Source organism: Streptomyces sp. NBC_00239 (assembly GCF_036194065.1).
Classification (GTDB): Bacteria; Actinomycetota; Actinomycetes; order Streptomycetales; family Streptomycetaceae; genus Streptomyces.
Window position 1 is genome coordinate 8,216,506 of the sequence record NZ_CP108095.1, and the last position, 18,838, is coordinate 8,235,343.

The following is an 18,838-nucleotide window of genomic DNA, read 5'->3' on the forward strand; positions in this document are numbered from 1 at the left end:
CGGTTCGGTGCCCCCCATCTGTCCACCCCTCCGCCGAGACCGTGATCGCCCGGACACGACCCAGCCGTAACGCCCGCCGGATCCGGGCCAGTTCACCGTGACCAGCAGGACGCCCGCCACCATCACTTCCGGCTGATTCCCGGGCAACACCTTCCGACTCGCGTACGTCGGGGCCAAACTCGTAGCTGATCACAAACTTGGCGGTGGCCCTTCGCGGCCATGGTGAGGAGAGCCTCGAGGTGCCGACACGACGTACGGGTGTGGTCGTTCTTGGGCTGTTCCTGGCAGGAGTCTGCGGGGCGTTGGCGATCGCCGTCGTGACCGGGTCGGGAGTGGCGTCGGCAGCCGCGGGTCTCCTTCCGACGCTTGCCGGTACCTACCTGGCCTGGGCGGCATTCCGGGCCGACCGCGTCGAAGCCGCCGCGGGCAGAGGACTGGAGCAGATCGCCGACGAGCTGGCTGTCGCCGTCCGCCGTCAGTGGGAAGCCGAGGCGCGCGTTCGGCGGCTCAACGATCCCTATACGTTGCCGGTGTCCTGGAAGCCGGCGCCCGGAGACCTGGTGGCGGAGTGGCGGCACATCACGTCGGCAGCCGCCGCATGGCCCGGCGGGCTGCACAGCGACCCAGGCGCCTGGGCATCGGGCCCCACCGCACTTGCGGGCACCGACGGCGCCATCGACAACGTACTGGAAAGAGTCCCTACCGGTCGGCTGGTCGTGCTCGGCGCACCAGGCTCCGGCAAGACCGTCCTGCTGCTTCGCCTGGTCCTCTCGTCGCTGGAGCAGCGACCGCCCGGGGGTGCTGTGCCGGTCCTCTTCTCCCTCTCCACATGGAATCCGTCCGAGCAGGACTTGGAGAGCTGGATGTGTGAGCAACTCCTCCAGGACTACACAGCACTGCGCGCACCGGTCCACGGCTCCCTGGAACGCATGAACTGGGCACAGGCACTGATCGCGCACCGCCTGCTGCTTCCCGTCCTGGACGGGCTCGACGAGATTCCCGCAGCCGTACGCCCGGCGGCGCTCAGCCAGATCAACGCCGCTCTGTCCCCGGGTGGGAAAATCGTCCTGTCCAGCAGGGAGCGCGAGTTCCGGGAGGCGCTGGCCCCCACCACGTCCGTCCCGTCGAAGTTGTCAGGGGCAGCGGGGGTGGCGCTTCAGCCGGTGAACCACGAGGTGGCGGCCGAGTACTTGCTGCGTGACTCGGGCGGTGCGGGCACGGCCGCGGCCGCGCGCTGGGCGCCCGTGACGAGCCACCTCGGCAGTGGCGACACCGCTCTTGCCCAGGCTCTCAGCACGCCGCTGATGCTCTTCTTGGCCCGCACCCTCTACAACCCCCGTCCCGGCGAACAGACCGGCTCCCTCCCGAATCCTGCCGAACTGTGTGACGCGACGCGCTTCCCCACGGCGAGCAGCATCCAGCAGTACCTCTTCAACGCCTTCATCCCGGCGGCCTACCGGCCCCACCCGGATCCCCGGAAGCGCCCCCGCTGGCAGGCCGCGGACGCTCAACGCTGGCTGGCCTTCCTCGGCGCCCATCTGGAATCGCGACTGCAGGGAACCACCGACTTCGCGTGGTGGCACCTGCGGCACTCCGCCCCAGGGCCTCTCGTCGGCCTTCTGATGGGGGTCACGAGTGGCCTGGTCGGTGGGCTTGTCGCCGGGTTCGGGGCGGACATCGGCATCGGCTTCGGTGCCGGTCTGGGAAGTGGCATCCTCCTGGGATTCGTGGTCGCGCTGCCGGTCCGACGGGTCAGCGGGCCCGGCCATGGCGCCCTGAGCGGACTCGCCGGTGGCCTGGCCGGAGGGCTCGTGGGCGGTCTGCTGTCGGGGCTGGCGAGCTTGCTGGACATCGGGTTCGCCGTCGGACCGGCGGGAGGCATCGCGGCCGGAATGGGGGTGGGACTGGCGGTCGGGCCCGCCAGCGGCGCCAAAGGCGGCCTGGTCGGTGGAACCGTCGGCGGGGCCACCGCCGGCCTCATGTCCGGTATCGGCCCTGGACTGCCGTCCGGGATCATCAACGGCGTGGGCATCGGCCTGGCAGTCGGACTCACGGCCTGGCGCGCGGGACGGAACGAGCCGGCACAGAGACTGCGCTGGTCGCCCGTCGGCGCGGCCGGCGGCCTCGCGGTGGGGTGCGCGCTCGCCCTGGCGGCCGGACTCGTCGCGGGGCTCGCTGCCGGGGTCATGGTCGGCCTCGTCACCGGAGCAGTCGGCACGCTCATCGCCGGGCTCACTGGAGCTCCTACGGACCTGACCGCGGCGGGAGACCCCAGGGCGGTATTGCGTCGCGACGTCCGCACCTTCGCATTGATCTTCCTTGCCATGACGCTCGCCATCGGGACCGTCGTCGATCTGGTGACCGGCCTGGCCGTCACCACCGAACTGCAGCTCGCCACCGATCCCACCGTGCTGCTCACCGCCGGCCTCGTTCCCGGTGCCGCCATGGGCGTCATCTCGGGACTCGCGATCGCCTTCACCCAGGCAGCCAGCGGGACGTTCCGCCTCGCCCATTGCTGGCTGGCCCTGCGCGGACGGCTGCCGTGGCGGCTCATGCACTTCCTGGCCGACGCTCATGAACAGCGAGGCGTTCTGCGCCAGGTCGGGGCGGTCTACCAGTTCCGCCACGCGGAACTGCAGCGCCGGGTGGCCGGCGGAGAATCCGTACCTACTCGCTCAGCAGCCGACGCGAGCAGAGGGGAGAGCGAGGTCGCCCGGTGAGCGGGGCCCCGCGCGATGCAGCGCAGCGCCGCCCCGTCCTTCGCTCCTCCCGCCACTCCTCGCCGCAGGACCCGCGCCCAGGACCCGCGGCATGCGCGGCAGGATCCGCTCGAGCCAGGAGCGGGTCTCGTGGCGTACGGACATGGCTCTGTGATGGGCGGCCCTTACGGTTAGCGGGTCGTCCGCACCAAGTTCTTCGGTGAGGGAGCCGATGAGCACGGCCAGCAGCTGTGCCCGGTCGGCGGCGGGTTCCTCCAAATGTTCCGCGAGACGGCCGCTTGATCGCTGTCGACGGGGTTGCCCTCACCGTGAACCACAAGTCACCTCAGCGAATCGGAGGCCCGTACGCCACCTCACATTCCCGGTGGCTACGTCGTCGTACTGATGGGGCGTCGGGCACAGGCAGCGAGGAACCACTGTCGACAAGCAGAGGACTCAACATGATCCGAAGAATGGCTTCGTTGCACGGTGGAAGAGCGGGGAATCGGTCGTCCCCGCACTCTGGACGCCCCTGCCGGTCGCGGCATTGATGCCGGCCGGCCAGATCGGCGGACGTCGAGGAGAACGACAACTCGGCCTGGCTGCCCGGTAACGCGGAGTCGGCCCGGGCGGGGTGCCCCACACCCTGACGACCCGGTTGGAGGGGCTGCGGGGGCCCGCAGCCGCCGGGCCGCTGACGGGGCCGGGCTCACAGCATGCTGGTGACCCGTGTGATTTCCCAGTCGCGAAATTCCGGGTACAGCTCGAGGGCGCGACGGCATACCGCGTACGTGCGACTGACGGCGTGCTCCAGATCCGGCGCGTGACAGAAGAAGACGCCGCGGGCGCCGGCCCGCGACGTATGTATCCGAATGTGCTCCACCCCGTCCTGGGGCAGACACACGGACCGCAGCGCGTTCAGAGAGGCGCGCTCAAGAGCCTGCGGTGCCATGAGGGGTTTGGTCAGTACGAACTCGACGAGATGCACACCGCGAACTATGCAGACGTCCAGAGTGCGGACGGTGGCACTTCGCGCGGCACGTCCGTGCCTTGGCACAAACGTGTCAGGGGATGGTGGAGCACATACGGAAAGGGGACCTGGCAGTGTTGGGGCCGTTGGGACTTGATGACGACACGGAAGCGGTATACCGGCTCATCCTGGAAAATCCTTCCATGGGGATCGATCACATGGGTGAAGTCCTAGGGCGGGAGCGGTCCGCTGTGAACGCGGCGCTCGACCGGCTCGCCGATCTCGCTTTGCTACGGCCCTCGCTGAACGATCCGAATTGCCTGCGTGCGGTGCCACCGGAATTGGCGCTGGAAGCCCTGCTCGCCCGCCATCAAGCCGAACTCGCGCGCAAGCAGCAGGAGATCGAGCAGAGCCGGGTGGCCGTCGCGGGGCTGCTCGCCGACTATTCGGTACTGCGCGTCGGACAGCGCGCCGGAGGTGTGGAGCGGCTGGTCGGGCTGGACGCCATCCGCACCAGGCTGGAAGAGCTTGCCTATCGGGCGCGGCGCGATGCCCTCGCCTTCGCCCCGGGCGGGCCCCAGCCCGCCGCGAACCGGGAGGCGGGTAAGCCGCTGGCGGAAGCGACCCTGAAGCGGGGCGTCGGGCTCAGGACCGTGTATCTGGACAGCGTCGTCAACGATCAGAGGAGCCGTGAGCACGCGCAGTGGCTGGCCGCCTCGGGCGCGGAAATCCGCACGGCGCCCTCACTGCCGATGCGCATGCACATCATCGACCGGGAGGTGGTCCTGGTCCCGCTTGATCCGCAGGATTCCTCGAAAGGCGCGGTCGTGATCCACGAGGTCGGGGCCTTGGCCGGGTTCTGCGCCTTGTTCGACCAGGTCTGGGCGTCCGCAACCCCGTTCGGCGAGGCGCCGGCCCGAGGCGGTCCCGAGGTGACCGCACAGGAGATCACCCTGCTCAAGCTGCTCGCGGACGGGATGACCGACGAGGCCGCCGCCCGCAAGCTGGGGGTCTCGCTCCGCACTGAGCGGCGCATGATCACCGATCTGTCGAACAGGCTGGGGGCGGGCAGCCGCTTCCAGCTCGGCCAGCGCGCCGCGGAGCTGGGACTGCTCTGAGCCCTCCCCCCCCGCCGCGCCACAGGGCGCCTGACACGAAAGTGTCAGGCGCCTTTTGTGCCAGCTGAATGCTCTAGTCGTGGACTTCCATCGAGGACAAGATATTCATCAGCAGCCCGGAGCGGCCGCGCAGACAGAACAGACCAGGGGTGGGAAAAGAAGTGAACGCTATGAAGTCGCTGATCGTCGTTTCTTCCGGCGCACTGTCCCTGATGGCCTTCGGTGCCGTAGGCGCCGAGTTCGTCGAGGGAGAATCCACCAGCGCCGAATCCGTGGTGAGCGCACCGTTCGTGGCCGAAGGCGGAGTCGCCACGGGCGACGACTGGGGCTGGAGCTAGTAACCCAGGCTTCCCCGGCAACGGCGTGACGCTTCCCGACAACGGCGTGACGCTTCCCGACAACGGCGTGACCACGCGTCGACCCGGAGCGGGCTTCCCGACCCGGGCATGGCGATCCACGCCGCTCACAGTGCCCTCGCAGCCTTCGCACTCACTCTTCGGCTCCGTCGCTGTGTCTGAGACCGCTCGATGCGGCCTGGAAACCCGGCAGTAGGCCTGCCGGCCACCAGTGACTTTCTCCGCGACCGGCTCCGCGACTTCCGCACGCGCCGGGAATTTCTGGGCCGCTTCTCGCGACATTTTCTTCCGAATCGTATTCAGGGGTGGTTAAAGCATGTCCATTTCCTCTTCTTCGTCGCCTTCGCCTTCTCGGCTCTCCCACAAGCTCCGCGGCAAGCTCACCGGTCTGGCCCTGGCCACCGCCGTTGCCGCGCCCCTCCTCACGGTGACGGGGGCCACGACGGCGTCCGCTACCGCACCCACGGTCGCCTCGATCGCACTGAGCCAAGTGGGCAACGGCTGCTCGCCGTACTACGGATGCAACCATCCGAGCGCATGGTGCTCCGACTTCGCCCGCTGGGTGTGGGGTCAGGCAGGTGCCGAGGGCACCGGCACGCTCACGGCCGCCGCCATCAGCTTCAACACGTACGGCAGCCAGAACGGCACCTTCCACTCGACTCCCGAGGTCGGTGACGCCGTCCTGTACGACTCGGACGGCAGCCTCAGTGACGGCGAGGCCCAGCACGTCAACCTGGTCGTCGCGGTCTCCGCCGACGGCCGCAGGATCAAGACGGTGGGTGGCAACGAGAGCGGCGGCGTCCGGAACCACGACTGGTTCGACTGGCGTACCAACAGCAGCCCGGTCGGCGCCGGCAGGGCACTGAGATTCATCGGCCCGAAGGGCATCGCCGACAGCCCCAGCCCCGCCCAGGAAGCGGCTCCGGTGTCGGCGGTCGGGGACCTGACCGGCGACGGAAAGCCCGACGTGCTGGCTCGCTCCGGTACGGGCGACAAGACCCTGTGGATCTATCCGGGCCTGGGCAACGGCCACCTCGGCACGCGCATCGACAACGGCGGCTGGTCGACGATGGAGCGCGTCAGCGGCGTCGGCGACGTCACCGGCGACGGCCGGTCCGATGTGACCGCGGTGGAGAAGTCGACCGGCAAGCTGTGGGTCTACCCCGGCCAGTCCAACGGCCACCTCGGTGCCCGCGTCGACAACGGCGGCGGCTGGGGCGACATCCGCATCGCCGGCAGCCGTGACCTGACCGGCGACGGCCGGGGCGACCTGTTGGCCGTCGAGGAGGAGACCGGGAAGCTCTGGGTCTACCCGGGCCAGTCGAACGGGCACTTCGGCGCCCGCATCGATGCCGGCTCGAACTGGGACTCGATGAGTACGGTCGGAGGGGCCGGCGACCTGAACGGCGACGGCAAGGGTGACGTCGTCGCCGTGGAGGAGGCCGGCGGCAAGCTCTTCTTCTACCCCGGTCTGGGCAACGGTCAGCTCGGATCCCGTGTCGAGGCCGGTACGGGCTGGGGTGTGATGTCCAGCGTGAGCGGCGCCGGCGACTACACCGGTGACGGGAAGGCCGACCTCGTGGCCCGCGAGAACGACGGGCACCTGTGGATCTACCCGGGCCTGGGCAACGGCCAGTTCGGCGCCCGCGTCGACAACGGCGGCGGCTGGAACTTCACCGGCTGACCGCAGCGGGGGCCCGGCTTCACGCCAGGGCCCCCGCCCCTCGCCGGGCCCCTTGCCCCGGGCCCCTGCCTTCGAGCCTTGTGCCTACTGCCCCGGCGTCCCTGTCCCGGCGCCGAGCAGTCCTCTCTCACCTCTTGAACTTCTCCCTGCCCGAAAGTGGTCAGTCACCCATGTCCAAGCGTCTGCTCCAGTCCGCCGTCGCCGTCGCAGCCACCGTCGCCGCCACGGTCATCACCTTCCCGTCGGCCGCCCAGGCGGCCGAGCGCCCCGACTTCCAACTGCCCGCGCCCTGCGGTGAGACCTGGTCAGCCGCCACATACCCCGGCCACGACCCCCAGTACTCGGTCGACCTCAACCACTACCCGGGTGACGACACGGGCCGCCCCGTGGTCGCCAGTGCCGCCGGAACGGTGGAGGTCGCGGGCAACAGCGGAGGCTGGGCCGGTATCCACGTACGGATCAATCACGGCGGCGGTTGGACCACGCACTACGCGCATCTGTCCCGTACGGAGATATCCGCAGCTGCGACCGTCCAAGCCGGCCAGCTCATCGGCCGCGTCGGCAACACCGGCAAGTCCACTGGCCCACACCTGCACTTCGAACAGACGCTGAACGGTGAGGGCCGGCCCGCCGTCTTCGACGGAGTGACGTTCACGGGTGCCAGCCGCACGTTCACCAGCGCCAACTGCGGTTCCCCTGAGACACCTTCGCCGGCTCCGGTGTCGGCGGTCGGGGACCTGACGGGTGACGGAAAGCCCGACGTGGTGGCTCGCGCCGGAACGGGCGACAAGACCCTGTGGATCTATCCGGGCCTGGGCAACGGCCGCCTCGGCACGCGCATCGACAACGGCGGCTGGGGGAGCATCGACCAGGTCTCGGGCGTCGGAGACGTGACCGGCGACGGCAAAGCCGAGGTCCTGGCGGTGGAGAAGTCGACCGGCAAGCTGTGGGTCTACCCCGGCCAGTCCAACGGCCACCTCGGCGCCCGCGTCGACAACGGCGGCGGCTGGAACACCATGCGCATCGCCGGCGCCCGCGATCTGAACGGCGACGGCCGAGGTGACCTGCTGGCCACCGAGGAGGAGACCGGCACGCTCTACCTCTACCCCGGGCAGACCAACGGGCACTTCGGCACCCGCGTCGCCATCGGTTCCAACTGGGACGCGATGAGCACCGTGTCCGGCACGGGCGACCTGAACGGCGACGGCAAGGGTGACGTCGTCGCCGTGGAGGAGGCCGGCGGCAAGCTCTTCTTCTACCCCGGTCTGGGCAACGGTCAGCTCGGATCCCGTGTCGAGGCCGGTACGGGCTGGGGTGTGATGTCCAGCGTGAGCGGCGCCGGCGACTACACCGGTGACGGGAAGGCCGACCTCGTGGCCCGCGAGAACGACGGGCACCTGTGGATCTACCCGGGCCTGGGCAACGGCCAGTTCGGCGCCCGCGTCGACAACGGCGGCGGCTGGAACTTCACCTCATGAGCAGCAATCCGCCCACGACCAGGACGAAAAGGACAGCGATGCGGAGCGGGGCCCGTTCCCCCCGGCGTACACGGGCCACAGCCCTCGCGACCCTCGGCACCCTCCTCTGCGCCGTCGTCGGCATCGTGACCGCCTCGCAGGCCGCGGCGGCCATCCCCCACGTCCCCGACGCCTCGATCGCCACCCCGAACGCGATCACCAAGACCGCCACCACAGGGATGGGCCTCAAAGACCTCAGCCGCACGGACGAGCCCAGGGTGGACGCCTATCCGACCACCCACCCCGGCGTCACCCGCGCCACCCTCGCCGATGTGCTCACCGACACGGCGCACACCACCCCCGCCCGGCCGCTGTGCCACAACACCCACATCGACGGAGCCCAGGGCTTCTGCTGGTCGGAGACGGACGACGCCACGACGTATTGGTATCCGCAAGGGGTCACGCACGGCACTGTGGGAAGCCGCAAAGCCGTCCTGACCAGCTGGTACGGGCCGGGCGGCACCGAGCGGATCAGCGTCGCCGACGCCACGGACCCGTCCGCCGTGCGCTACCGGAATGTGCAACTCGTCGCGCTCACCGCGGACGGCAGCGGCTACACCGCGATTCGCGACGGCCACGCCAACGGAGTCGTCTGGGCCGGCACCCGCCTCTACGTCGCCAGCCTCGGAAGTTCCCTGAACGTCTTCGACACCACCAGGATCTGGCGCACGGACTCCGGTACGTACGTGCTGCCCCGGATCGGCAGCTACCAGTACACAGGGGCCGGCACCGGCTGCGGGACCTACTCGCCCGCTTCACTGCCGCAGCGCCCCTGCATCTCCGCGCTCTCGCTCGACCTTTCGGGGTCCAAGCCGGCCCTGGTCACCGCGGAGATGGACCCCGGGAACGTGGGCGACCGCTTCGACCGGTCCGCATCACCCCTCGTACGCTGGCCCATCGACCCCACGACCGGGGTGCTGAAGGCCACCGCCGGGGTCGTCCAGGCTCAGGACGCATACAGGTCACCCATCGGGGGAACCCAGGGCGTGGCCATGAACAACGGCCGGTTCACGCTCTCGGCGCCCTGCCCCGAGTACGTCGACGGCGGCGACACGCATCTTCCGAGCTGCCTCTACCACGGCGAGCTGGACGAACCCGTGTGGCTGATGACGCGCACCGCGATCTACAACCAGAACCTCTCCTACCGCCCCGACACCGGCGAGCTGTGGATGGTCAACGAGCGTCCGGGAGACCGCATGGCCTACCACACCGCCTGGCCGGAGCCCCCCGCGCTCGCCGGCATGATCCACCTCACCGCCGCGGACTTCACCGGGGAGGGCCGCGCGGACGTCGTCGGCGTCGAGGCGGCCACGGGCAAGCTGTGGCTCTACCCGGGCAACGGAGACGGGTCCCTCGGTACGCGCACGCAGATCGGCGTCGGCTGGGGCACCATGGGCAAGCTCGCCGCAGGCGATCTCACCGGCGACGGCGACGCCGATCTGGTCGCCGTCGAAAAGGCGACCGGCACGCTCCAGCTGTACCCGGGCAACGGGCAGGGCAGCCTGGGCGCTCGGACGCAGATCGGCACGGACTGGGGAGGGAAGCGGGACCTGACCGTGATCGACGTCGACCGCAACGGCAGGCCCGACCTGCTCGCCATCACCCCAGAGGGGGCGCTGATGGCATACCTCGGCAATGGGAACAGCACGCTGGCCAATCCGTCCCCGATCGGAGCCGGCTGGGACTCGATGAACGAACTCGCCAGCCCCGGCGACCTGACCGGCGACGGCAGGGCCGACCTCGTAGCCGTCGACCGCAAGGGCCTGCTGTGGGCCTACCCCGGCACCGGTGCCGGCGGATTCGGCGACCGCGCGCAGATCGGCAGCAACTGGCAGGTCATGCGCCAGCTCGCCGGTGCCGACTTCAACGCCGACGGCAAGGGCGACATCGTCACGGTGCAGGCCCCGCCCACAACGGGCGGACCCTTCTACCTCTATCCGGGAACGGGCGCGAACACCCTGGGACCGCGCGTCCAGATCGGGTCGAACTGGTAGCCCGCCGAGCCGGTCCTGAGCCAGAAGCTCAGGACCGGCTCGGCATCCCGACTCCGCGGGCCTGTATGCGTCACACACCACCGCCCCGGGATGAGCGAACCGTTCTGATTTCTCTGCCGCTCCAGGCCGTGAGGCTGGTGACAGAGCATCGTGCGGAGCACTCCCTCAAGCGTGCACCGCACATTCAGGCCTCCGATTCCCTCGGGCGGGGGCCCTGACCGTGGTTCGGGTCGGACAGCGACAGGTCAAGGCGCTCCAGGGGCGGTTGAGCGTGGGTGGGAAGCAGGTCGCGCGGAGCCGGAAGGAACGCAGCACTAGCCGGGACTTCCGTACAACCCTCTGTCCGTGTCGGCAGTCCAACCCCCTGATCCACACTGCTTTTCGGGGGAAGGACCCTGTCTGATGGGCGTACATGCCCGCGACCACGGCGGCCGGCTGGCCGCCACGGTGGCCACCGCAGCATTGATCGTCTCCGGCGGCTTCGTGCAGCCGCTGCTCACGGCGGGTCCGGCGGCGGCCGCGGTGGCGCCGCCGGCCTGGAATCGGCCCGCCGAAATACCCGGCACTTCTGCCTCCCCCGTCGGCAGGTGGATCACGATCGCCTCCGACGGGACCGCCGTCGCGGTGTGGCGGGGGAACGAGGACCCGGACGACGAGTACGGACCCTACCTGTACGTGTCCGTCCGGCCGCCGCACCAGCGGAACTGGAGCGCCCCGCGCGTGCTCAGCTCCGATCACACTCCGCAGTCCACGGTCCGGCTGGTGTCCGGCACCGACGGCAGCGTGACGGTCCTGTGGGCCGAGCACTGGTACGACCCGCTCGGCGAGTCCGGCCCCGCCGACCTGGTGGCCGCCACCCTGGCGCCCGGTTCCAGCACCTGGAGCAAGCACGCGCTCGTGAAGCACGAAGGCGCCTCTCCGGGCAAGGACATCGTGGCCGTCGGCCTCGCGGCCGGCCCCCGGGGCACCTTGACCGCCGTGTGGGAGTCGTCCCCGAACCCGGCCGACGCGGTCGAGAACACCGCGCGGACGATCACCACCGCGAGCCAGGCGGCCGACGGCACCTGGTCGGCACCGGTCGACATCGACATCGACACCGACGCGGACGGCCGGGTGGGCAGCCCCGACGTGACCGTGGACGCCAGCGGCACGGCCGTGATCGGCTACCTGGCCGACGGCGCTGACGGCCGGTACACGGTCAAGACCGTCACCCGGCCCGGACCGGCGGCCGCCTGGGGCGCGCCCGTGGTGGTGTCCGCGCCCGGCAAGGCCACCCGCGGACCCAACCTCGGCTCCGGACCGGACGGCTCCCTCGCGATGACCTGGCTGGAAGGCATCCCGAACGGCACGGCCGAGGCCGGCATCCGCGCGACGGTCCGCAGGACCGGCGCGGCGGACTGGGGTCCGGTCCTGGGCGTCCCGGCGAACGCGCTCGTCGAGTCGGTGGACGCCCCCGAACCGCTGATCGCTCCCGACGGCGACGTGACCCTGGCCTGGCAGGACTGGAGCGGCGACGCGGAGCGCGTCACCTCGGGCGTCTCCACGGCCACCCTGACCGCGGGCTCCGGCACCTGGGCCAAGGACAAGTACCTCGACCTGCAGGGCCGCGACACCCGGCTGCAGAGCGCCGCCATCGGCCCGGACGGCACCGTGCGCGTGCTGTGGGAGGAGGACACGACCGTCGGCGGCGTCCCGCAGCGGGTCCTCGGCCACGCGACGCGCACCACTTCCGACAACGCCTGGACCGCCCCTGCCGTCCTGCCCGGCTCCGCCCGGAACCCCGAGCAGCGGTACGGCGCCGGGGAGAACGCCGCCGTCGCCGCCGGCACCGGCGGCTCGGCCGCGGCGATCTGGAGGCGGGACTGGCAGGTCCTCCACACCTCGGACACCCTGGCGTCCCTCGCCGTGACGGGCTCCGCCGTTCCCGCGACGGCCGTGCTCGGCGGGAAGGCCACCGGCACTGCCTGGGCCCCTGTGTGGACCCTGAACCGGCCCGTGTCCTCGTGGTCGGTGACCCTGACCGACGCCGAGCGGGGCGAGGAGGTCCGCACCTTCGGCGGCAGCGTCCAGGCCCAGAAAATCACGGCAGCCTGGAACGGCCGTACGAACAACAAGGCCATCACCCCGAACGGGCCGCTCACATGGACGCTGAAGGCCACCCCGGCCGGCGGCACGGTCCCGATCTTCCTCGCGTCGGGCGCCGTCACCATGTCCGGCGGGGCAGCCGTGTTCCGCGACTACGGCGCGAAGACCGAGGCCCCGGACGGCACCGGCGACATCATGTCCGTGAACGGCACCAGCCTGCGCACCGCGTACGGGCACTCCGGCATCGACAACTTCAGCGGCAGCGTGACCACGACCGGCTGGCCCAAGGGTTTCCGCCCGGTCCCCATGGGCGACATGAACGGCGACCGCTGCAACGACACCCTGATCCGCTTCCCCGACGGCGAGATGCGCCGCTACACCCCCGCCTGCGGGGCCGCCCTCAAGCCGACGACCAGCCACAAGGTCCTGGGCAAGGGCTGGAACGCGTACGACATCATGACCTCGCCCGGCGACGTCAACAAGGACGGGCGTCCCGACCTGGTCGCCCGCGACCCCAAGACCGGCGTCCTGTACCTGTACACCACCACCGCTTCCGGGATCCTCGCCCCGCGGGTCTCCCTCGGCTCCGGCTTCAAGGACTACAAGAAAATCGTAGGAGCGGGGGGCGGTGGTCTGCTCCTGCAGGACAAGGGCAACGAGCTGTGGCGCATGAACAGCGACGGCTCCGGGAAGTTCGGGGCCCGTTCCCTCAGAGCGGAGAACTGGGGTGCGTCGTACAACGCCGTGGTCAACATCGGCGACCTCACCGGCGACCACGTCGGCCGCGGCGGCTCCTACTACTTCGGTGACGAGTCGCACGACCTCGTTGCCCGCGACACCTCGGGCACGATCTGGCGGATCCCCCTGGACGACATCATGAAGCCCGTCCGGATCGGCACCGGCTGGCAGGTCTACACCGGCGGCATCCACTAGGGCCTGTGTGATGTCGTGATCATTCGGTGGTCTTGAGTAGGTCGTCGATCCAGATCATTGCGGCGCGGAGGCGGAGGCCGGCGAGGTAGCTGTCCGGGTTTTGTCGTATCGGGTGGCGACGCCTCGCCAGGCCTTCATCTTGTTGATCAGGCGTTCGACGGTGTTCCCCAGCCCGCCTCGGGACCGGCCGAGGGCCTGGCGCGCCTGCGAGCCGACCGGATCCTCCAGTTCCTCCCCGTCCGCAGCCCCCTCTTACGTGCGCCGGCGGCGTGCTCGTGAGCACGGTTGATCGTGGAGTCGACGGCGACGGTCCACTCCACCCGGCCCACCGCGTCGTCACGGACCTGCACGTGCTCCAACAGTCTTGCCCACGTGCCGTCCGCCTCCCAGCGGGCAAACCGCTCGTAGACGGTCTGCCGCGGCCCATACCGCTCGGGCAGGTCACGCCACGGAGCCCCGGTCCGCAACCGCCGCAGCACACCTTTGACCACCTGCCGGTGATCACGCCGCGGCCGACCACGCCCATCCACCTGCGGCAACAAGGGCTCTATCCACTCCCGCGCCGCCTCCGGTCAACTCACCTCGACCTGCCACAAGATCAAGACAGGCCTTAGCATGGGCACGCCATCCCCCGCGCCCTGTCCAGCCGACGGAAGACACCCATGCGCCTCCAGCGGATATCCGCCGCGACCGCGGCCCTCGCCGCGCTCACCACCCTCGCCACCGCCTGCGAGGACTCCCCGAAGCCGGGCCCGCCCGCCGCGAGCCCCTCCGCGAGCGCTCGGGGCGCCGCCCCCGCCTCTCCCACGGCCGCCGGCGCCGCGCCCGCCACGCTGGCCGGGGCGCAGGCCCACGTACAGCAGTACACGTCCTGCGAGAACCTCAGCACCGACCCGAACGACAGCCGGGTGCCGCTGAGCGGGTTCATCGGCGCCGGGGACTGGGGCATCACGGAGCGCGGCGTCTGCACGGACGAGAAGGCGCGGGGCGAGATCGTCCTCTTCCCGACCCCGGACATGAAGGCCTTCCAGCAGGCCGCCAAGGACAACGCCGCGAAGCTGCTCGCCGAGGGCCGGGTCGACACCGACCTCGCCAGCCGCACGGTCGTGGGCAAGACCTTCGCCCTGACCGCGCTCAAGACCGCCACCGCCGTGTCCCTGGTCGACCCGCCCAACTCCGACCTGCGCATCCTGAGCTGCAACCCCGACATCTTCATTCCGGAGGGGTTCAAGAAGGAGAAGGCCCTGGTCGAGGGCTGCTTCCTCACCGACTACGTCAACAGCCCCGACGGCCAGGGCAGCCCCCACCGCGGGGCGGTCCGCGACCCCTCCACCGAGGGAGCCGCGAAGCCGGGCCAGCCGTCCACCGGCAGCCTGGGCCTGCCGAGCGCCGGCAGCATCGCCGAGCTGAAGACGCTCGTCAGCCCGCACACGGTCGACTGCACGAGCATGAAGGTCACCGACGAGCAAGTGCAGTCGATCGACTACATGCCGGTCGTCGACGGCCCCGCGAGCGCTTGGGGCGTCAAGCAGCGAGCGGTCTGCGGCCAGCTCGGCGGGGAGCAGCGCGCGCACAACCTGAACTGGCTGGACACCGTCTCCGACATGAAGACCCTCCAGACCAAGGCCAAGGCGGCGCAGCTGGCCGACCTGCAGGACGACGGGCGCCTCAAGGCCACTGCGAGCAAGCTGCTGGTCGGCACGAACATCGCCGTGGAGACCAACAACGCGAACGTCCGCCGCGGGCTGTACCAGCTCCAGTTCCTGTACCTGAACTGCGAGACCGGCTTCACCGCGCCGGCCGGCTACCGGCTGGAGAAGGCCCAGGTCGAGGGCTGCGTCCTGACCAACTACGAGCGCCCGAGCTGACACACGGCCTCCCGGGGCGTGCGCGGCGCGCCCTGGGGGGATCGACTGGGGTGTTCCGCCATCCGCGCACCAGGAGCACCAGGCACCAGGAGCCGCCATGTCACTCTTCATCCCGGATTTTCGACGACTCCGTGGTCGTCCGCGGCGGCGTACGACCAGACGGTCTGCCATGGCACACACCACTCGGGCAGGTCACGCCACGGAGCCCCGGTCCGCAACCGCCACAGCACACCTTTGACCACCTGCCGGTGATCACGCCACGGCCGACCACGCCCATCCACCTGCGGCAACAAGGGCTCTATCCACTCCCACGCCGCCTCCGTCAACTCACCTCGACCTGCCACAAGATCAATCATCAGACAGGCCTTGGCGCGACCCCTTCGCCCCCGGGGGGAGTGCTCAGGCAGGGGCTCAGTTGAGGCCGCCAGTCAAGGGGCTGAGGGGTGAGCCCTTGTCCCCGCCGCCGGTGCCACTGTCCGAAGTGTCGTTCGAGTTCGGGGGGCCTTTCTGTGGGGTGCTGCCCACACCCCCGCTCACCCCGACCCGGGTCCCAGGCGGCGTCTCCCCCGTCCCGGGATCCGCAGGCGTATTCCGCCCCGCACCCTTATCTGCGTGCTTGTTGAGAGAGGATGGGGTGGTGATCCGCCACGACCCTGAGATACAGGCTCTGTTCCGCCGCTATTGCGCGCCCGCGCGCCGCTACCTGAAGCTCGGCGGATCGGTACTTCGTATGTCGCGCGAGGAGTACGAGCCGTTCGTTCACGCCCTGGCCGCTGATGCGCATGCCGTCTCCGACGCCGAACTCACCATCCTCTTCGAAGGCAGTTGGAGAGAGCGGCGCACCGCGGCATGGCTCGCCGCCGTCTCGCGCCGTGACCACTTCCGCGAGATTCTGGGAGCACTGCTGCTGGAGAGCGAGGTGTGCTGCGCGGGTGGGGCCTACTGCGTGGCGCTGGCGAGTTTCGGCACCGCACGGGACGCCGACCTGCTCGCCGCTTACCTGGATCGCTACCTGCGTCGGCCCGACCTCGCCTATGACCAGCCCACAGCCATGGGCGCCCTGGCGTACACCGACTCCGTCCTGCACGGCGACCGGGCCGGCCAGTTCCTCCAGGAAGGCGGTCTGTGGCCGCAGTGGTGGCAGGACGCGCCCCACATGCACGGCGATGATGGCATCTCCACCTACCTGGGCGGCATCCGCCTCGCCTGCACCGTCGTCGACGAATGCGCCAACACCTGAACCCCTTTGGTTTCGTTCAGCCTTGGCGTCGCCGAGCAGGCTGGCCCGACGTGCAGGTTCTCGAAGTCCGTAGCGCCGAGGGCCATCGGGTTGTAGTAGGCGAGCCGTTTCGTTCGACCCGCAGGGCTCGGCACATCTCTACTGGCCCTGGCCCTGGCGCAGGAGCCGTCCGGTCCGGGGTGCGGAAACCGAGTATGTGCCGAGTGCGCGGTGCCGTATGGTCCGACTTCCCGGGCCGCGGTACGCGCGGCCGGCATCCAGAGAGCGACGATCGACATGACCAGCCGGCAAGCAACGACGACCCTGTGGCGCCCCACCGGCCCCAAGGAGCTGGACCTGGTCCGTGAGCTGAACTGGCGTGCGTGGCCGCCGCGGTTGCCCGAGCAGCCGATCTTCTACCCGGTCCTCAACGAGGACTACGCGATCAGGATCGCGCGGGACTGGAACGTGAAGCACGACGGCGCCGGCTTCGTCACCCGCTTCGAGATCGACTCGGAGTTCGTGAGCCGGTACCCCGTCCAGCAGGCCGGCGGGCAGACGATCCTCGAGCTCTGGGTTCCTGCCGAGGACCTCGACGACTTCAACGCGCACATCGTCGGCGAGATCCAGGTGATCCACGAGTTCCACTGAGCGGGGGAGCGGGGGGAGCGGGGGAGCCGATCGAGGGCATTGTCGCCTGTCGGCGCTTGAGTCACCGGGGAGGCCGCAAGGTGGGCATACAGGGGTTCTCGGCTCTACGTCACCCCGGAAATCCCATGTTCCCGTGCGAGGCGGCACGGATCCGTCGTTCCAGCCTCACGTCCGCGGGGGCAGGGCCGGGTTGATTCCGTCCACTACATGGGGTCCGTTGCAGTGCGGCCACGGCTCGTCGGCTGGCCATAGCAGCGGTCCGCCGATGGAGCTGTCCTGCGGTGACGGAGACCCGGGGCGGGTGCAACCGGGTCGCCGTGCGTGCCAGCGGAGCCAATTGAGGGAAGACCGCGGTGACGTCGAACGGCCGCGGCGGAGTGGTCGGGGCGTTGTTCATAGCGGCGATCTTGCCAACTGACTCTGACAACGGCGCTCGCGGCTACCAGGGCTTGAACCCCAAGCGTCGTAGTTGGCCGGCAGGGCCGACTACGACGCCAAGTCACAGCCGTTGTGACTCGGCGCGTGACCTGGCGAGTTGGTGCCTGGCCTGGCGGCGCGCTGAGCGCTTGGGTTGGCGGGCGGGTGGTCAGAGGACGGCGAGCCGGTCCACCAGTAGCTCTACCCTCCGTTCGGCGTCCTCCGACGGCAGCCGTCCTGCCCGGGTCAGGGTGGCCAGTCCGTGCAGGGCCGCCCAGAACACCTCGGTGAACAGTCCCGGGTGGATGCCGTCCCCGGCGACGTCGCCGAGGCTTTCCAGCAGGGCGGCGAAGGCGTCCTTCAGCGGCTCGGGGGTGTCCTCGTGCGCGAACGCCAGGCCGCCATCGAGCTGGAACATGGCGTCGTAGACCGCCGGGTTGCGTTCGGCGAAGTCGAGGTACGTGCGGGCGAGGGCGGTGACCCGGGCGCGCGGGCCGTCCGCGGCGGAGGTCGCGGCCCGCAGTGCCGCGGCCATCTCGGCTGCGCCCTCGAGGGCGACGGCGCCGATGATCTCGCGCTTGCCGCGGAAATGGCTGTAGAGGACGGGCTGGCTGTATTCGATGCGCTCGGCGAGCCGGCGGGTGGTGACCGCGTCCCAGCCCTGCTGCTCGGCGAGTTCGCGGGCCGTGGCCACGATGAGGCGCTCGCGGTCCGCCCGTTCGCGCTGCTTGCGTTCCTGTACCGACATGAATCGATTCTAGCACCGCTAGACAATCGAGCGGCAGTAGTACTAGCTTTGCCTCATCAGCTAGCAACGCTAGATCCCAGGAAGGGTCATCATGCTCAACGCACTCGAGGTCTTCACCACGGTGGTCGTCGGCGTGATGGTGGGGGTGGAGTTCTCCGTCGCCTTCGTCATGAACCGGATCTTCAACGCGCTCCCGGAGGACAGTGGCCAACTCGGCCGCGCACACGGGGGCCGGATGCTCGGCGCCGTGATGCCGGTCTGGTACATCGGCTCGCTCGTCCTCGTCGCGGTCTGGGCCATCGCCGGACGGCACCACGACGGCGCCGGACTCGTCGTCACCGCCGGCGCGCTGCTGATCCTCAGCGTGATCATGTCGATCCTGCTGCTCGTCCCGATCAACAACCGGAGCAAGACGTGGACCCCCGAAAACCGGCCCGCCGACTGGAAGGAGCAGTCGAACCGCTGGGACCGCTACCACTACGCCCGCGTCGCCGTCATCATCGCCGCCTTCACCCTGCTGGCCGCCGCCCTCGTCTGAACCGCGGGCCGATCCCGGTGGGAGACCCAGGCAGCACCGAG

At 70.0% G+C, this 18,838-nt stretch carries 13 protein-coding genes and 3 pseudogenes; 11 read left to right on the plus strand and 5 right to left on the minus strand.

Going from position 1 to position 18,838, the window contains the following annotated elements; all coding sequences use genetic code 11:
- The first annotated feature begins 239 nt into the window (after window positions 1-239).
- Window positions 240-2,720, plus strand: a complete 2,481-nt coding sequence (locus OG764_RS36330; RefSeq protein WP_328972600.1) for an NACHT domain-containing protein — start codon at window positions 240-242, stop codon at window positions 2,718-2,720.
- 688 nt (window positions 2,721-3,408) lie between these two features.
- Here OG764_RS36330 and OG764_RS36335 read toward each other — a convergent pair.
- Entirely contained in the window at window positions 3,409-3,687 is a 279-nt protein-coding gene (locus tag OG764_RS36335) for a hypothetical protein (RefSeq protein ID WP_328972601.1), read from the minus strand.
- Between the two features lie 83 nt (window positions 3,688-3,770).
- On the opposite strand from OG764_RS36335, the gene OG764_RS36340 reads away from it, so the two are divergent.
- From OG764_RS36340 to OG764_RS36365, 6 genes are all read left to right on the plus strand, one after another.
- Window positions 3,771-4,787 carry a helix-turn-helix transcriptional regulator gene (locus OG764_RS36340; protein ID WP_328972602.1) on the plus strand — a complete coding sequence of 339 codons (1,017 nt, stop codon included), beginning with the start codon at window positions 3,771-3,773 and terminating at the stop codon, window positions 4,785-4,787.
- 170 nt (window positions 4,788-4,957) lie between these two features.
- Entirely contained in the window at window positions 4,958-5,125 is a 168-nt protein-coding gene (locus OG764_RS36345; RefSeq protein WP_328972603.1) for a hypothetical protein, read from the plus strand.
- A gap of 334 nt (window positions 5,126-5,459) precedes the next feature.
- Complete coding sequence (locus OG764_RS36350) at window positions 5,460-6,827, plus strand: FG-GAP repeat domain-containing protein (RefSeq protein ID WP_328972604.1); 1,368 nt, start codon at window positions 5,460-5,462, stop codon at window positions 6,825-6,827.
- Window positions 6,828-6,997: 170 nt separating this feature from the next.
- Complete coding sequence (locus tag OG764_RS36355; protein ID WP_328972605.1) at window positions 6,998-8,305, plus strand: VCBS repeat domain-containing M23 family metallopeptidase; 1,308 nt, start codon at window positions 6,998-7,000, stop codon at window positions 8,303-8,305.
- Window positions 8,302-10,338: an FG-GAP repeat domain-containing protein gene (locus OG764_RS36360; protein ID WP_328972606.1), complete on the plus strand. Its 2,037-nt coding sequence runs from the start codon at window positions 8,302-8,304 to the stop codon at window positions 10,336-10,338. Before OG764_RS36355 ends, OG764_RS36360 begins: the two co-directional genes overlap by 4 nt.
- A gap of 402 nt (window positions 10,339-10,740) precedes the next feature.
- Window positions 10,741-13,356, plus strand: coding sequence for a hypothetical protein (locus OG764_RS36365; RefSeq protein WP_328972607.1), 2,616 nt, complete (start codon window positions 10,741-10,743; stop codon window positions 13,354-13,356).
- 168 nt (window positions 13,357-13,524) lie between these two features.
- Here OG764_RS36365 and OG764_RS36370 read toward each other — a convergent pair.
- Window positions 13,525-13,950, minus strand: a pseudogene (locus OG764_RS36370) (IS5 family transposase); the annotation flags it as partial.
- A 68-nt stretch (window positions 13,951-14,018) separates the two neighbouring features.
- On the opposite strand from OG764_RS36370, the gene OG764_RS36375 reads away from it, so the two are divergent.
- A complete protein-coding gene (locus OG764_RS36375) occupies window positions 14,019-15,224 on the plus strand; it encodes a hypothetical protein (protein WP_328972608.1) in 1,206 nt (401 codons plus the stop codon).
- Window positions 15,225-15,379: 155 nt separating this feature from the next.
- On the opposite strand, the pseudogene OG764_RS36380 reads toward OG764_RS36375, so the two are convergent.
- Window positions 15,380-15,568 (minus strand): annotated as a pseudogene (locus OG764_RS36380) (transposase); the annotation flags it as partial.
- A 293-nt stretch (window positions 15,569-15,861) separates the two neighbouring features.
- Here OG764_RS36380 and OG764_RS36385 point away from each other — a divergent pair.
- A complete protein-coding gene (locus OG764_RS36385) occupies window positions 15,862-16,464 on the plus strand; it encodes a DUF6000 family protein (protein WP_328972609.1) in 603 nt (200 codons plus the stop codon).
- 276 nt (window positions 16,465-16,740) lie between these two features.
- Entirely contained in the window at window positions 16,741-17,094 is a 354-nt protein-coding gene (locus OG764_RS36390) for a hypothetical protein (RefSeq protein WP_328972610.1), read from the plus strand.
- Window positions 17,095-17,227: 133 nt separating this feature from the next.
- Here OG764_RS36390 and OG764_RS41840 read toward each other — a convergent pair.
- Together OG764_RS41840 and OG764_RS36395 are read right to left on the minus strand one after the other, a co-directional pair.
- A pseudogene (locus tag OG764_RS41840) lies at window positions 17,228-17,491 on the minus strand (hypothetical protein); the annotation flags it as partial.
- A 189-nt stretch (window positions 17,492-17,680) separates the two neighbouring features.
- Entirely contained in the window at window positions 17,681-18,259 is a 579-nt protein-coding gene (locus tag OG764_RS36395) for a TetR/AcrR family transcriptional regulator (protein ID WP_328972611.1), read from the minus strand.
- 91 nt (window positions 18,260-18,350) lie between these two features.
- Here OG764_RS36395 and OG764_RS36400 point away from each other — a divergent pair, with 91 nt between their 5' ends.
- Entirely contained in the window at window positions 18,351-18,797 is a 447-nt protein-coding gene (locus tag OG764_RS36400; RefSeq protein ID WP_328972612.1) for a DUF1772 domain-containing protein, read from the plus strand.
- Window positions 18,798-18,838: the final 41 nt, after the last annotated feature.

Excerpts from the sequence above, each read along its gene's own strand:
- OG764_RS36375 (WP_328972608.1), top strand. The coding sequence starts at position 14,019 with ATGCGCCTCCAGCGGATATCCGCCGCGACCGCGGCCCTCGCCGCGCTC.
- OG764_RS36350 (WP_328972604.1), top strand. The coding sequence starts at position 5,460 with ATGTCCATTTCCTCTTCTTCGTCGCCTTCGCCTTCTCGGCTCTCCCAC.
- OG764_RS36355 (WP_328972605.1), top strand. The coding sequence starts at position 6,998 with ATGTCCAAGCGTCTGCTCCAGTCCGCCGTCGCCGTCGCAGCCACCGTC.
- OG764_RS36390 (WP_328972610.1), top strand. The coding sequence starts at position 16,741 with ATGACCAGCCGGCAAGCAACGACGACCCTGTGGCGCCCCACCGGCCCC.
- OG764_RS36340 (WP_328972602.1), top strand. The coding sequence starts at position 3,771 with ATGGTGGAGCACATACGGAAAGGGGACCTGGCAGTGTTGGGGCCGTTG.
- OG764_RS36365 (WP_328972607.1), top strand. The coding sequence starts at position 10,741 with ATGGGCGTACATGCCCGCGACCACGGCGGCCGGCTGGCCGCCACGGTG.
- OG764_RS36400 (WP_328972612.1), top strand. The coding sequence starts at position 18,351 with ATGCTCAACGCACTCGAGGTCTTCACCACGGTGGTCGTCGGCGTGATG.
- OG764_RS36345 (WP_328972603.1), top strand. The coding sequence starts at position 4,958 with ATGAAGTCGCTGATCGTCGTTTCTTCCGGCGCACTGTCCCTGATGGCC.
- OG764_RS36395 (WP_328972611.1), bottom strand. The coding sequence starts at position 18,259 with ATGTCGGTACAGGAACGCAAGCAGCGCGAACGGGCGGACCGCGAGCGC.
- OG764_RS36360 (WP_328972606.1), top strand. The coding sequence starts at position 8,302 with ATGAGCAGCAATCCGCCCACGACCAGGACGAAAAGGACAGCGATGCGG.